Genomic DNA, 13,071 nt, shown 5'->3' with positions numbered 1-13,071 from the left:
GGCTTTTTTATATCTGATCTACGCCTTTCATCCCCGTCAGCTGCGGCATAACATCCTTCATTAGGGCCAGAAACTTGCGTAAGCGGGTCGGATAGTAACGCGCCCACGGATAAACCAAATGTACAGGCAACGGCGCCGCATGCCACTCAGGTAGCAACGCAACCAGACGTCCGTCGGCAATATCCTCCGCCACCATCCAGCTTGAAACAATAGTCACTCCCAACCCCGCCAGCGCGGCATTTCTTGCGACATAAATACTGTCTGTGCTTAATCTGGGTGAAATATTCAGCGTGACTGGCTCATTACGCAATTGGTGCAACAACGAAACGCTATGCTGATAAAACGCGTTCACTGCAATCCAGGGCAGCGCTGATAACTGCTCAGGATGAGAAAGCTCGCCATATTGCTCCAGCAGTCCTGGACTCACCACCATACTACGGGGAACTTCAGCCAGTAAGACGGAAACCGTGGCCGGATCCACCTCAGCACCAACCCTGATCGCGCAATCAATATTATCGCTCAGAAAATCAACGGTTTTATCGTTGAGCATCCACTCTACTGCCAACTGGGGATAGCGCGAAAGAAACTGCAAAAGCGGCTCAAGTAGTTGTTGTTGTCCGAACGCATGCGGTGCGCGGACTCGCAACGTCCCCACCGGTTCATCTTCTGTGACATTAAGTCCATCTTCCAGCGCCAGCCAGGCATCAATAATCTTCTTAGCATGCTGATAGCCTCTTTCACCATCGTCGGTCAATTTCATCGCATGCGTGGTACGCATAAGCAGTTTCACACCCAGCAGCGTTTCCAGCGATTGCAGCCGTCGGCTAACGGTCGCCTGCGTCGTCCCTATCTGTTTTGCCGCTGCCGAAAGCGATCCTGCTTCAACAATACGTACAAACGTACGCATCAGCCCCACCCTGTCTATACGCTCATTTTTTATCATTTTCAGTTTCATCATACGCCTGACGTATAACTGTTTTACCACTGCGCTCGCTACCGCGCCACTCGCTTAAGGATAAAAATAGCCGCACATCTTGTGATTGAGGAATCATTTGTGAACACACATACCGCACTTTCCCGTTGGGTCATTTTTGTTCTGGCAATGGGCGCCGGATTCAGCGTGGCCGCTATCTACTACGCCCAGCCTCTTCTGCCTTTAATGGGTCAGGATCTGGCCTTAAGTCTCACCGGTATGGGGTTGGTCCCGACGCTGACCCAGGCGGGATATGCGTTAGGTATATTGTTTTTATTGCCATTAGGCGATCGTTATGACCGCCGGACATTAATCCTGCTGAAAAGCATCTCTCTTGCCGCGCTGCTGCTGGCCTGTAGCTTTACCGGTCAGTTGCATTCGCTATTACTGGTGAGCCTGCTGATGGGGATGGCGGCAACCATGGCACAAGATATTGTGCCTGCGGCGGCAATACTGGCGCCCGAAGGCAAGCAGGGAAAAACGGTGGGCACCGTGATGACGGGCCTTCTGCTGGGGATTTTACTCTCACGTACCGTCAGTGGGCTGGTGGGCGAAGCGTTTGGCTGGCGCGAGATGTACCAACTCGCTGCCGTCAGCATTGCCGTAATTACCGCGATTATGTGGAAAGTACTGCCTCGCTTTACGGTCCATTCCACGTTGAGCTATCCATCATTAATGCTCTCAATGGCGCAACTTTGGCAACGATATTCCACCTTGCGCCGCGCAGCACTGGCACAAGGCTTTCTGTCCATTGCTTTTAGCGCCTTCTGGTCTACGCTGGCGGTGATGTTATCTGAGCATTACCACATGGGTAGCGCTATAGCGGGTGCTTTTGGTATCGCGGGAGCAGCCGGAGCGCTTGCCGCACCGATGGCGGGCCATCTTGCCGATAAAGTGGGTGCGGCAAAAGTGACGCAATTGGGTGCTTTGCTGGTAACGGTATCTTTCGCACTAATGTTTTTGTTACCCGCCCTGCCCGTTCAGGGGCAGTGGCTGCTCATCGCCCTTTCGGCGGTAGGTTTTGATCTCGGATTGCAATCCAGCCTGGTTGCTCACCAGAATCTGGTCTATAGCCTGGAGCCTCTGGCACGAGGACGATTGAACGCTCTGCTGTTTACGATGGTGTTTATCGGTATGGCGCTGGGTTCGGTTCTCGGAAGTCAGGTCTACACCCTGGCCAATTGGGAAGGTGTCGTTGCGTTGGCTACCTTCAGCAGTGCAATTGCGTTGGTCATAAGACTGACGGGGAACCCGTCGCTTAGTAAGACGTCGGTTGCCTAAAAAAATGCCCGCTCCGGGGTGTTAAAGGAGCGGGCAGACAAACATACCCAGTTTCAAGATATGTTTCAAAACGAGGCGTTAACGATTGAGCTGGAACAACGACATTCCCTGCATATCGGTGAACGCTTTATAGGATGCCTGTAGCGCAGCCTGCTGCATGACATAAGACGAGATCGCGGCGTTCCAGTCGACATCCACCAGATTACTCATCTGCTGAGTTTGGCCTAATGCACGATCGGCACCCAGTGAATCCAGCGAGCTTAATTCACTCAGCTGCGTACCTAATTCTGCACGAACGGACAGGACGTTATTCAACGAGTTTTTCAGGCCACGGTTGGTTTTATCAATGGCAGCAGCGGCGGTAGCTTTTGCCACGTCATTACCCTCAATAGGGGTTTTGAGCGCATCAATAGCGGTATCCAGCATTTTGAACAGGTTCTTTTCCTGAGTGCCGCCACCAGGTTCCGGTACAGCGTTGCTGGTCAGGTTGGCGAATACTTTATCGCCAGTATGACCAATCACCATGGTTCGGGAGGCATCGACCTGTTGGGTAACGTTTGTTGTACCGCCGCTGTAAGCGCCATCTGCCTGGGCAAACGGTGCGGATTCTGTTTTATATCCACCGAAAATATAGCGACCATTACCGTCGGTACTGTTTGCCAGGTTCATCAGCTGATCGCGGATCCCCTGCAGGTCGGTGGCCAGCGATGCACGGTCATCATCACTTAACGTTCCGTTCCCGGCATAAACGATTTTTTCCTGTGCAGCCTGAATTGCCGTCGTCACCTGGCTCAGAACATTCTCTTCCAGCGACACCTTTTGCGTCGCGAATGAGCGTGCCAGCGTATATTGGCTGTTCTGCGCCTGAGCCTGAGAAAGTACCACGGCCTGCGAGGCGGCAATCGGATCATCTGATGGGTTGATCACGCGTTTGCCCGTTGACATCTGCTCGCCGAACTTCATCCATTCAGCCTGAGAGTTAGTGATGCCACGCATATTCTGCTGGTACATCATCTGGGTGCTGATACGCATTGTGTCACTCTCCCTTAGCGGATATTAATCAGTGCATCGAACAACGCATTCGCGGTCTGCAGTACTTGCGCGTTAGCCAGGTAATACTGCTGAAAACGCTGTAAATTACCGTACTCTTCGTCGAGGTTAACGCCGGAAATAGACTGTTGCTGCCGGTAAAGCTGTGTCACCACGTTGTTCTGGGTGGTGGCACTGGTTTTCAGCGTAGCGGTTTTGTTCCCGACATCGCTTACCAGCGTGGCATATGCATCGTTGAAGGTCTTATTGCCGACAGTCGCTTTGGTTTGCAGATCTAACAGTTTCTGACCGTTACGGTTGTCGCTCTTGCCTTTATCGATGGTGGGGTCCGTATCATTTTTAGACACTTGAGCCATGGCGATTTTCGACTCGTCGGTCACCATAACTTTCATATCAACGATAACGTTACTCACGGGTTTTACAGTAAAACTGTCATTAGCTTTCGCGCCAGCATTAACGGTGATTTCCATCCCGTCAAAGGACATTTTTCCACCGGTCACGGTGGCTTTGAAGCTGGTATTATCCGCCAGGCGAGTAACCTGCCAGTCCTTCCCATCAAAAACGATTTTATAATCTGTCGCCTGTACAGCGGAGCTGTCAGTGATCTTAGCGCTTAACGATCCTGTACCCGTATTTTTCGCGTTATTGAAGACTTCCGGGCTACCGATAGCAAAAAAATCCTTACCCTGATCGCCGTTGGCATCAAAACCTTCTTTATGCTGGGCGTTAAATGCATTGGCAAATGCAAGCGCCAGTTGGCCGAGGGTATTACGCGTCTGATCCAGCTCCTGAGAACGGAAGGTGAGCAGTCCACCCAATGAACCGGTATTCAGCAGTTTCTCCGGAATTTCAACAGCTCCGGCAACGCCATCAACGTAGGCCACGGTTGTACGATTAGGATCATCGCTGGAAGGCACTGCCGCCAGTTGACGCGCATTGCTGCCCTGCACCAGCGAATAGCCGTTGGCCATGGTCAGGTTGTAAGTGCCACCATCCTGAACGCTGACTTCAACACCGACAATCTGATTCAATTCACTGACCAGCTGATCGCGCTGGTCAAGCAGGTCGTTAGGAGACGCGCCTGCGCCGACGCCTGTCATACGAGAAATCTGGTCGTTGAGGCTGGCAATTTGTTTCGAATAGTTGTTGATCTGATCAACGCTGGCTTTAATCGCGGTGTTGACCTGCTTATCCTGATCGCGCAGATACTGGTCGGTCGTTTTAAACTGATTCACCAACCCATCAGCTTTACCGATTAGCGCCTGGCGTGCCGCCGGATCTTCGGCGTTGCTGACCAGCGTTTGCAGGCTGGTAAAAAAGTCCTGCATGGAGGTCGAAATAGAACTGGTTTTGCTGGAGAGCAGATTGTCGATTTTTGACATTTGCTCATAACGTGTCGTCAGACCGCTGCTCTGGTTCTGCGCTGCTCGCAACTGGTTAGTGATAAAGGAGTCATATTCACGTTGTACACCAGAAACATAGACACCATTGCCTACCCAGCCCCCCGCACCCAGCGTGCTGTTCGCTTGCGCCATAATTGTCGTCTGTCGGGTATATCCGGCAACGTTATAGCTGGAGATGTTGTTACTGGCAGTATTCAACGCGGCCTGCGCTGCGCTGAGTCCACTCATCGCGTTATTAATCAAGCTGGACATGGAGGTTCCTTGTAATCCTTCAATACTCGTTATTATCGGCAGCAGGTCGGTAGACTTGAGCTATTTAAAAGAGATTATCGATGTTCGTGCTGTAGGTTTTGCTCACTTTTTCACTCATCGATTTCAACTGCTGGATCATGCTGGTTAATTTTCGCGCATAGTTAGGGTCCGTGGCGTAACCCGCATTTTGCAATGCCTGCGCCCCTTGCTCGGCGGTCGCGGCAGCGGTCACTGCCGCATAGCGCGGGTTACGCGATATCAGACCGACATAATCCGACAACGCTTCAAGGTAAGAGCTATAGACGCGGAATCTGGCTTTCACCTTTTTCGCCTCACCGTTCTCATATTCAGTCGTGGTGATTTCAGTGGTTGGACCTTTCCAGCTTCCTGAAGCCTTCACGCCAAAAATGTTAAAGCTTGGTTCACCGTTCTCACGGCGAATTTGTCGCTGCCCCCATCCGGATTCCAGCGCCGCCTGTGCCAGAATCAGATGATGCGGGACGCCGCTTTGCTGGCTGGCCAGCTTAGCCGGCAGCGATAGCTGGGCGAGGAAGTCTTTACTGTCACCTGACAGCGGCTCATCATTGCTTTCTGTCGCCCGGGGGATGGCTTTGCGGACCAGTTGCGTCAATGCCTGATTTTGATAGCTGGTCACCGTTTCCAGTGAAAACTTCATCGGCACCTGCGGCGCGTCATCCGCAAGTTGCGCTTGCCCTTCAGTCATCTGCTTGACCATCATTTCAGCCAGCCCCAGACCTTTGCCTGCGGTCATTTGCTGCGCAATTTGTTGGTCATACATACTGGTATACAAGCGCGTTGAATCGCTGCTAAACACGCCATCTTTCGGCAGCGCTTCACGCATGCTTTTCAGCATCATCTGCACGAACATCCCTTCAACCTGACGGGCGACCGGACGGATATTCGCCGCCGGGTCCTGGCCCGCTTTCGCTTTCAGTTCGTTCAGTGATTGCGCATCCCAGGCAGCGCTGGTCAACAGTTTGCTGTCACCAATCATTAGATGATTTCCAGTTTGGCGCGTAAGCAACCCGCGCTCTGCATCGATTGCAGAATGGACATCAGATCCATCGGCGTTGCCCCCAGCGCATTCAGCGCACGTACCACATTGTTCAGGTTGGCGCTGGAACGCACGCTCTGCAGCGAGCCACCGCTCTGGCGCAGGTCAATCTGGGTTTGAGGCGTCACTACGGTTTGTCCACCGCCAAACGGTGTGTCCGGCTGGCTGACGTTCGCCTGGCGGTTTACCGTAATCGACAAGTTGCCTTGTGCCACAGCACAGCTATCCAGCGTCACTTCACGGTTCATGACGACAGATCCGGTGCGCGAGTTGATAATCACTTTCGCATCCTGCGGCGTGACGTTCACCTCAATATTCTGGATATCAGCGAGGAAACGCACCTGCGAGCTGTTGCCGCTTGGCACGCGCACCTGAATGGTTCGGGCATCCAACGCTGTTGCGCTACCAAAGCCACGCGAACGGTTGATGGTGTCGGTAATCTGCTGCGCCATCGTGAAATCTTCATTATTGAGCTGCAGATTAATGGTGTTACCACCGCCGAACTGGCTGGGTAATTCACGTTCGATAATCGCGCCGTTGGTAATGCGTCCACCATTGAGCTGGTTAACCTGTACGCTACTGCCACCTGCAGCCGCGCCCGCACCGCCCACCAAAATATTCCCCTGAGCCAAGGCATACACCTGACTATCGACCCCTTTTAACGGGGTCATCAGCAGCGTACCGCCGCGCAGGCTTTTGGCATTCCCCATAGAGGAGACCACTACGTCGATGGTTTGTCCCTGACGACCGAATGCAGGAAACGACGCGGTAACCATCACCGCCGCCACGTTTTTCAGCTGCATATTGGTGCCAGTTGGCACGGTTATCCCCAACTGCGAAAGCATGTTATTGAGCGTTTGCGTCGTAAACGGCGTCTGTGTGGTCTGGTCACCCGTTCCATCCAGACCCACCACCAGCCCATAACCTATCAACGAGTTTTCCCGCACCCCCTGAACGCTTGTCAGGTCACGAATACGGTCAGCATGCGCAAAGGTGGTTATCAGCACCAGTACCATTCCAACAAAAGATTTAAACACTGGGTACCTCGCTTACATCGGCGACAAGTTAAGGAAGAAACGCTGCAACCAGCCCATATTCTGCGCTTCATTGATGTAGCCGTTACCGACGTACTCAATACGCGCGTCCGCAACCTGGGTTGACGGTACGGAGTTGCTGCCACTGATGGTGCGCGGGTTAACAACCCCGGAGAAGCGGATGAATTCAGTGCCCTGATTTATAGCGATCTGTTTTTCACCCACGACATGTAAGTTGCCATTCACCAGTACCTGATCGACCGTTACGGTCAGCGTACCACTGAAGGTATTTCTGGCGTTCGCGCCGCCTTTACCGTTAAAGGAGTTGCCGCCGGAGGCTTCTACGTCGGCACGTTCGTTACCGAACAATCCTTCCAGATAGCGCGGTACGGTATCAAAGCCAAAGTTTGTCTTGCCGTCGCGGCTGGCGTTCGCCGAAGAGCTTTTGCTCGCGCTGACGTTTTCCTGCAATACGATGGTCAGCGTATCGCCAATATTGCGTGGACGACGATCTTCAAAGAGTGGCTGATAACCATAGTTAATCGGTTGTGCCGACTGGAAGATTGAGCCATTCGCCACCGGCGTTGGACCTGGAACGGGCTGGGCAGACGTTGCGCCCTGCACGAGCGGCGTGGCCGGGATCCAGGCACATCCTGTTAGTGAAACCACCAGCAGGGCTAAAATTGGGTATGGGTGAAGCGCGTATTTTCGCATTGCGGTCATCTTCAAAATCAGTGTGCCGGTGAGGTTTTCACCCCACCGGGCTCCACTTTAGAGTTGCGTCAGTTTTTGCAGCATCTGATCGGTGGTCGATACCGCTTTACTGTTGATTTCGTAAGCGCGCTGAACCTGGATCATGTTTACCAGCTCTTCCGCCACGTTGACGTTAGAGGTTTCAACATAGCCCTGATACAGCAGACCCGCGCCGTTCAGCCCCGGCGTGCTCTCGTTCGGCGCACCGGATGACTGCGTTTCGGTGTACAGATTCTCACCAATGCTTTCCAGACCGGTATCGTTCATGAAGGTTGTCAGGTTAAGCTGCCCGACCTGAACAGGTGCCGCCTGCCCCTGTTGGGTCACGCTGACAATACCGTCACGTCCAATGGTGATACTGAGCGAGTTAGCCGGAATGGTGATGGCAGGCTGAACCTGAAAACCACCCGCCGTCACCAACTGGCCGTTCTGATCCACCTGGAAAGAACCGTCGCGGGTATAAGCGGACGTACCATCGGGCAACATGACCTGGAAAAAGCCCTGGCCTTTAATCGCCACATCTTTACTGTTGTTGGTCTGCGACAGGTTACCCTGGCTGTGTAAACGCTCGGTCGCAACCGGACGTACGCCGGTACCAATCTGCAAACCAGACGGCAGTGTGGTCTGTTCAGAAGACTGTGCGCCAGGCTGACGAATCGTCTGGTACAACAGATCTTCAAATACGGCACGTTGGCGCTTAAATCCGTTGGTGCTGACGTTTGCCAGGTTGTTGGCAATCACATCCATGTTTGTTTGCTGCGCATCCAGGCCGGTTTTGGCGATCCATAATGAACTGATCATAAAATGTCCTGTATTAACTCATCGACAGCAGTTGGTTGGCGCGGCCCGCGTTATCATCCACGCTACTGATAATTTTCATCTGCATTTCAAAGCGGCGGGCGTTGGCGATCATGTCGCTCATCGCAGCAACCGGTTTAACGTTACTGCCTTCCAGCACGCCAGACATCACACGGATGCTGGGGTCAGCCTGTAACGTCGCACCACGGGTTGCCTGTGCGGCCTGGGTCAGCCGGAACATACCGTCATCGCCACGTTGTACTTCAAGCCCTGTAGCCTTCACCAGCTTCAACCGCCCCACTGGCGCGACCGTATTAGCCGGATCGCCAGGGTTAAGTGCAGAAATGGTCCCGTCCGCCGCAATGGTGACTTCTGAACCTTCCGGTACGGCTATCGGTCCGGCTTCGCCAATTACCGGGTGTCCCTGAATAGTCAGTTCACCCGTTGGGCTTACCTGAATAGCGCCGTTACGGGTATATCCTTCACTACCGTCCGCAGTCTGCACAGCCAACCAGCCATCTTGTTGCAGCGCCACATCCAGCGGGCGGGAGGTATAGTCCATCTGACCGGGCGTCATATCGGCCCCCGGCGTGGAGGCCACGACCAGCGTACGCGTCGGTAAAGACAATCCTTCTACAGGAACCGCGCGCAGTGCATTGAGCTGCGCACGAAACCCTGGCGTGGAGGCGTTTGCCAGGTTGCTGGCCGTCACCGCCTGTTGATTCAGCGTCTGACTGGCCGCGCCCATGGCGGTATAAATTGCGTGATCCATTAAGCCATCCCGTCAGGCGCTTAGCGCAGGTTGACCAGCGTGTTGAGGATCTGATCCTGGGTTTTGATAGTCTGCGCGTTCGACTGATAGTTACGCTGGGCGACAATCATATTCACCAGTTCTTTACTCAAATCCACGTTTGACGCTTCCAGCGCGCCGTTGGTCAGCTTGCCGAAGTTACCTTCGCCTGCGGTACCCAGCAGCGCCACGCCGGAAGACTGAGTCGCCGCCCAGACGTTGTCGCCCTGAGACGCCAGACCTTCGTTGTTGGCAAAGTTTGCCAGCACGATCTGCCCCAGAACCTGTTGCTGTTCGTTGGAGTAGTTACCGACCACGGTACCATCATTGTTAATCTGGTAGCTCACCAGATCGCCCGGCTTGTAGCCGTTCTGATTCGTGGCAACGATGTTGTTGGCACCGGTGTTCTGCTGCATGGAGTTCAGGAAGCTCAGGGAGAAGTTCGCCGGAACTGCGCCATTGATCGTACCCGTACCAACATCAATAAACTTTGGCCATTGAGGATCTGTCGGTTTAGGAACAGCCTCATCAGCTGTAGCACTAATACCTATAAACGCACCATTATCGTCAAAACGCATAAACCCGGCTGATTTTGCAGCATCTCCGGTGGAAGCATCCTGAGTGTGAACTTCCCAGCTGTTGCTCTCCTTATTTTTGACATAAAAAATATTCATGTCATGGGCGTTACCCTGGCTATCGAAAACGGTAACGGTGCCTTTTTTGTTGTAGGAGTCCGCATCGCTTGCATTAAACGGAGTCTTGGTTGGCACTTTGTCAGTGGAGTTCAGGTTGACCTGCATTGACGCAGTGGTGGTTGATTTAGCCGCCATCAGCGTATTCGGGATAGTGATCGGTGCCGGGTTCGCACCCTGCTGTATGGTTGGCGGTGTACCGGTAGCCGGATAGCCCGTCAGCTGCAGCCCCTGCATGTTAACGATATTGCGGTTTTCATCGAGCTTGAACTGACCGTTACGGCTGTAGAAAACGGAACCGTTGCTGTCTACCATACGGAAAAAACCGTTCTGGCTGATAGCAACGTCCAGACCACGTCCGGTGTTGGTGGTCGTACCGTCGGTAAAGTCCTGAGTAATACCCGCAACTTTAACGCCCAAACCGACTTTCGAACCGGCAAACATATCGGCAAAAGATGCCGTGCCAGATTTAAAACCGTAGGTAGCGGAGTTGGCGATGTTGTTACCAATGACATCGAGGTTGGTCGCTGCAGCATTCAGACCGCTGACCGCTTGAGAAAAGGCCATGACTTACTCCTGATAAGTGTGAAGGCTTAAATTATCTGCCGTACTTCGTCGAGGGTGGTGGTTCCATAGGTGCCCAGATCCAGCGTATTACCGCCGTTACTGCGAATAACGCCCTGCACCAGCGCAAACTGAAGCGGCTGGGCCACCAGTTGCGTTCCGCCATTACTGGCAGCAATTGACACGTTGTAAGAACCGCTTGGTGCATCCGTGCCATCGGTCATGGTGCCGTCCCAAGTAAAGGTATGAACGCCTGCTTTCAACCCGCCAATGTCAATGGTGCGTACCACTTTGCCGTCTTTATCGGTAATGGTTGCGGTAACCTTATCTGCCGGTTGCTGCAGCTCAACGCCAAATGGTGTTGTCGTAGTTTTGGCACCTTCTTCTGTCCCTTTACCGGTCAGAATGGTCGTACCCGGGATCATGACACCGTGGCCAATCAGCGTACTGGCCTGCAGCGACTGACTGTTGTCGATCTGCCCAGAGATCGATCCCAGCGTAGTGTTCAGTTTCTCAATCCCGCTCACGGTACTGATTTGCGCCAACTGGGTAGTCAGTTCGTTGTTTTGCAACGGGTTGGTAGGGTCCTGGTTTTTCAGTTGTGCAACCAGCAGCGTAAGAAAGCTGCTTTGCAGGTCAGCGGCGTTGCTGCCCGTCAGGGAGCTGTTCCCCGTGGCGGCATTAACCCCCGTCGTGCTCGGGTCATTCATTTTTACAGCAATAGACATGTGCGCCTCCTTTACTGGCCTAGCGTCAGAGTTTTAAGCATCAAGCTTTTCACGGTGTTGAGCACTTCGACGTTTGCCTGGTAGCTACGTGAGGCAGACATGGTGTTGACCATCTCGCCAACAACGTCCACATTCGGCATTTTTACGTAGCCGTTCGCATCGGCCAGCGGATTACCGGGTTCATAAACCAGCTTATCCGGCGCCTGACTTTCAATGACGTCGGCAACTTTTACGCCACCGGTTGCCGCGCCTGGCGCAGCATCTACCTGAAAAACAACCTGCTTCGCGCGATACGGCTGACCGTCGGGTCCGCTGACGCTATCCGCATTCGCCATGTTACTGGCCGCGACGTTCAGGCGTTTAGACTGAGCCGTCAGCGCAGAACCTGCGATATCAAAAATATTTAACAGCGCCACGAATTAGTTCCCTCCTTGCAGCACGTTCATCATGCCTTTGATTTGTCCACCCAGCGCCGTCAGCCCCATTTGATATTTGAGGCTGTTGTCTGCAAATTGCGTGCGCTCCCGGTCCATATCTACCGTGTTGCCATCAAGAGATGGCTGGTCAGGAATACGGTAGAGCAGCTCCGTAGACGGCGCAGAAACGGTCTGGGCCGGAATGTGTTGTGCAGAGGTCAGCGTCAACGAAACGCCGCCGGTTTCTTCCCGTCCTCGCACCATGACTTTTTTTAATTCACTGGCGAAATCCAGGTCGCGCGCCTGGTACCCCGGCGTGTCGGCATTGGCAATGTTGGCCGCCAATATTTCCTGGCGTTGGGCGCGCAAATTCAGCGCTTCCTGTTGAAAACGTAAGGCGGCGTCGAGCTTATCGAGCATATCTCCTCCGCAAATGACAAAATTCAGCCGACAGCTTAAATCCCATTACGCGCGCGTTATCGCCGGAATAAACGCAAAATGCGTCGCTATTTGTTGCGTTGATGACTGCGTCACACAGGTAAAATCCTGCCACTACCTGAAAAAGCGCGAGGTTTTGATGCAAACGTTTAAACGTGGAATAGTCGTGGCAGCACTGCTGTTCAGCCCTATGACGCTGGCGCAAGACCTGAATTCGCAGCTAACGGCATGGTTTTCCCAGCGCCTGGCCGGATTTAGCGATGAGGTGGTAGTCACTATCCGAACGTCACCAAACTTATTGCCCAACTGCGAACAACCGGCATTAAGCGTGTCCGGTAGCGCAAAACTGTGGGGCAATGTGAATGTGCTGGCCCGCTGTGCCAACGAAAAACGTTATCTGCAAGTGAACGTGCAGGCGACAGGAAACTACGTTGTTGCCGCTGCATCCGTAGCGCGAGGTAGCACCCTGACCCCAGCCAGCGTAACGCTGAAACGTGGTCGACTGGACCAACTACCGCCGCGCGCGGTGCTGGATATGAGTCAGGTGCAAGATGCAGTGAGCCTGCGCGATCTGGTGCCGGGCCAACCGATACAGCTTTCGATGTTGCGCCAGGCATGGCGGATCAAGGCCGGTCAGCGCGTACTGGTTATTGCCAACGGAGATGGCTTTCGGGTCAATGCCGAAGGTAAAGCGCTGAACAACGCCGCTGTCGCACAGAATGCGCGAGTGCGGATGATTTCAGGCCAGGTGGTGAGCGGCGTCGTCGATTCTGATGGGAATATTCTTATTAACCTATAATAGGTTAAAGATTTTTTAGCGTGTG

14 protein-coding genes are annotated in these 13,071 nt (G+C 53.5%); 2 read left to right on the top strand and 12 right to left on the bottom strand.

Going from position 1 to position 13,071, the window contains the following annotated elements; all coding sequences use genetic code 11:
- Nucleotides 1–7: 7 nt before the first annotated feature.
- Nucleotides 8–955 (bottom strand): LysR family transcriptional regulator, encoded by a 948-nt coding sequence (locus OGY68_RS09700; RefSeq protein ID WP_502873530.1) that lies wholly within the window; start codon nucleotides 953–955, stop codon nucleotides 8–10.
- A gap of 99 nt (nucleotides 956–1,054) precedes the next feature.
- Here OGY68_RS09700 and OGY68_RS09695 point away from each other — a divergent pair, with 99 nt between their 5' ends.
- Entirely contained in the window at nucleotides 1,055–2,254 is a 1,200-nt protein-coding gene (locus tag OGY68_RS09695; RefSeq protein ID WP_057066412.1) for an MFS transporter, read from the top strand.
- A gap of 78 nt (nucleotides 2,255–2,332) precedes the next feature.
- Here OGY68_RS09695 and flgL read toward each other — a convergent pair whose 3' ends face one another.
- The 11 genes from flgL to flgB all read right to left on the bottom strand — a co-directional run bounded on the left by flgL (nucleotide 2,333) and on the right by flgB (nucleotide 12,229).
- Nucleotides 2,333–3,286 (bottom strand): flagellar hook-associated protein FlgL, encoded by a 954-nt coding sequence (flgL, locus tag OGY68_RS09690; protein WP_008784365.1) that lies wholly within the window; start codon nucleotides 3,284–3,286, stop codon nucleotides 2,333–2,335.
- 14 nt (nucleotides 3,287–3,300) lie between these two features.
- Nucleotides 3,301–4,959, bottom strand: a complete 1,659-nt coding sequence (gene flgK, locus OGY68_RS09685) for a flagellar hook-associated protein FlgK (RefSeq protein WP_204192406.1) — start codon at nucleotides 4,957–4,959, stop codon at nucleotides 3,301–3,303.
- A 64-nt stretch (nucleotides 4,960–5,023) separates the two neighbouring features.
- Nucleotides 5,024–5,974, bottom strand: a complete 951-nt coding sequence (flgJ, locus tag OGY68_RS09680; protein WP_057066410.1) for a flagellar assembly peptidoglycan hydrolase FlgJ — start codon at nucleotides 5,972–5,974, stop codon at nucleotides 5,024–5,026.
- Nucleotides 5,974–7,050: a flagellar basal body P-ring protein FlgI gene (locus OGY68_RS09675; protein ID WP_032934416.1), complete on the bottom strand. Its 1,077-nt coding sequence runs from the start codon at nucleotides 7,048–7,050 to the stop codon at nucleotides 5,974–5,976. The genes flgJ and OGY68_RS09675 overlap by 1 nt, the downstream gene beginning before the upstream one ends.
- A gap of 33 nt (nucleotides 7,051–7,083) precedes the next feature.
- Entirely contained in the window at nucleotides 7,084–7,782 is a 699-nt protein-coding gene (locus OGY68_RS09670) for a flagellar basal body L-ring protein FlgH (RefSeq protein ID WP_032934415.1), read from the bottom strand.
- A gap of 57 nt (nucleotides 7,783–7,839) precedes the next feature.
- On the bottom strand, nucleotides 7,840–8,622 hold the full coding sequence (gene flgG, locus OGY68_RS09665; RefSeq protein WP_003036202.1) for a flagellar basal-body rod protein FlgG: 783 nt from the start codon (nucleotides 8,620–8,622) through the stop codon (nucleotides 7,840–7,842).
- A gap of 13 nt (nucleotides 8,623–8,635) precedes the next feature.
- The gene (locus OGY68_RS09660; RefSeq protein WP_003832161.1) at nucleotides 8,636–9,391 is read right to left on the bottom strand and encodes a flagellar basal body rod protein FlgF; all 756 of its coding nucleotides are present in this window, start codon (nucleotides 9,389–9,391) and stop codon (nucleotides 8,636–8,638) included.
- Between the two features lie 20 nt (nucleotides 9,392–9,411).
- Nucleotides 9,412–10,668 (bottom strand): flagellar hook protein FlgE, encoded by a 1,257-nt coding sequence (gene flgE, locus OGY68_RS09655; protein ID WP_057066409.1) that lies wholly within the window; start codon nucleotides 10,666–10,668, stop codon nucleotides 9,412–9,414.
- A gap of 26 nt (nucleotides 10,669–10,694) precedes the next feature.
- Nucleotides 10,695–11,393, bottom strand: coding sequence for a flagellar hook assembly protein FlgD (gene flgD, locus OGY68_RS09650; protein ID WP_003832158.1), 699 nt, complete (start codon nucleotides 11,391–11,393; stop codon nucleotides 10,695–10,697).
- An 11-nt stretch (nucleotides 11,394–11,404) separates the two neighbouring features.
- Nucleotides 11,405–11,809: a flagellar basal body rod protein FlgC gene (gene flgC / locus OGY68_RS09645; RefSeq protein WP_003036191.1), complete on the bottom strand. Its 405-nt coding sequence runs from the start codon at nucleotides 11,807–11,809 to the stop codon at nucleotides 11,405–11,407.
- A gap of 3 nt (nucleotides 11,810–11,812) precedes the next feature.
- Nucleotides 11,813–12,229 carry a flagellar basal body rod protein FlgB gene (gene flgB, locus OGY68_RS09640; RefSeq protein WP_003036189.1) on the bottom strand — a complete coding sequence of 139 codons (417 nt, stop codon included), beginning with the start codon at nucleotides 12,227–12,229 and terminating at the stop codon, nucleotides 11,813–11,815.
- 157 nt (nucleotides 12,230–12,386) lie between these two features.
- Here flgB and flgA point away from each other — a divergent pair, with 157 nt between their 5' ends.
- The gene (gene flgA / locus OGY68_RS09635; protein ID WP_008784358.1) at nucleotides 12,387–13,046 is read left to right on the top strand and encodes a flagellar basal body P-ring formation chaperone FlgA; all 660 of its coding nucleotides are present in this window, start codon (nucleotides 12,387–12,389) and stop codon (nucleotides 13,044–13,046) included.
- The last annotated feature ends 25 nt before the right edge of the window (nucleotides 13,047–13,071 follow it).

The organism is Citrobacter sp. Cpo065 (genome assembly GCF_030332805.1).
Taxonomy (GTDB): domain Bacteria; phylum Pseudomonadota; class Gammaproteobacteria; order Enterobacterales; family Enterobacteriaceae; genus Citrobacter; species Citrobacter portucalensis.
This window is presented reverse-complemented; position numbering and strand designations above follow the sequence as displayed.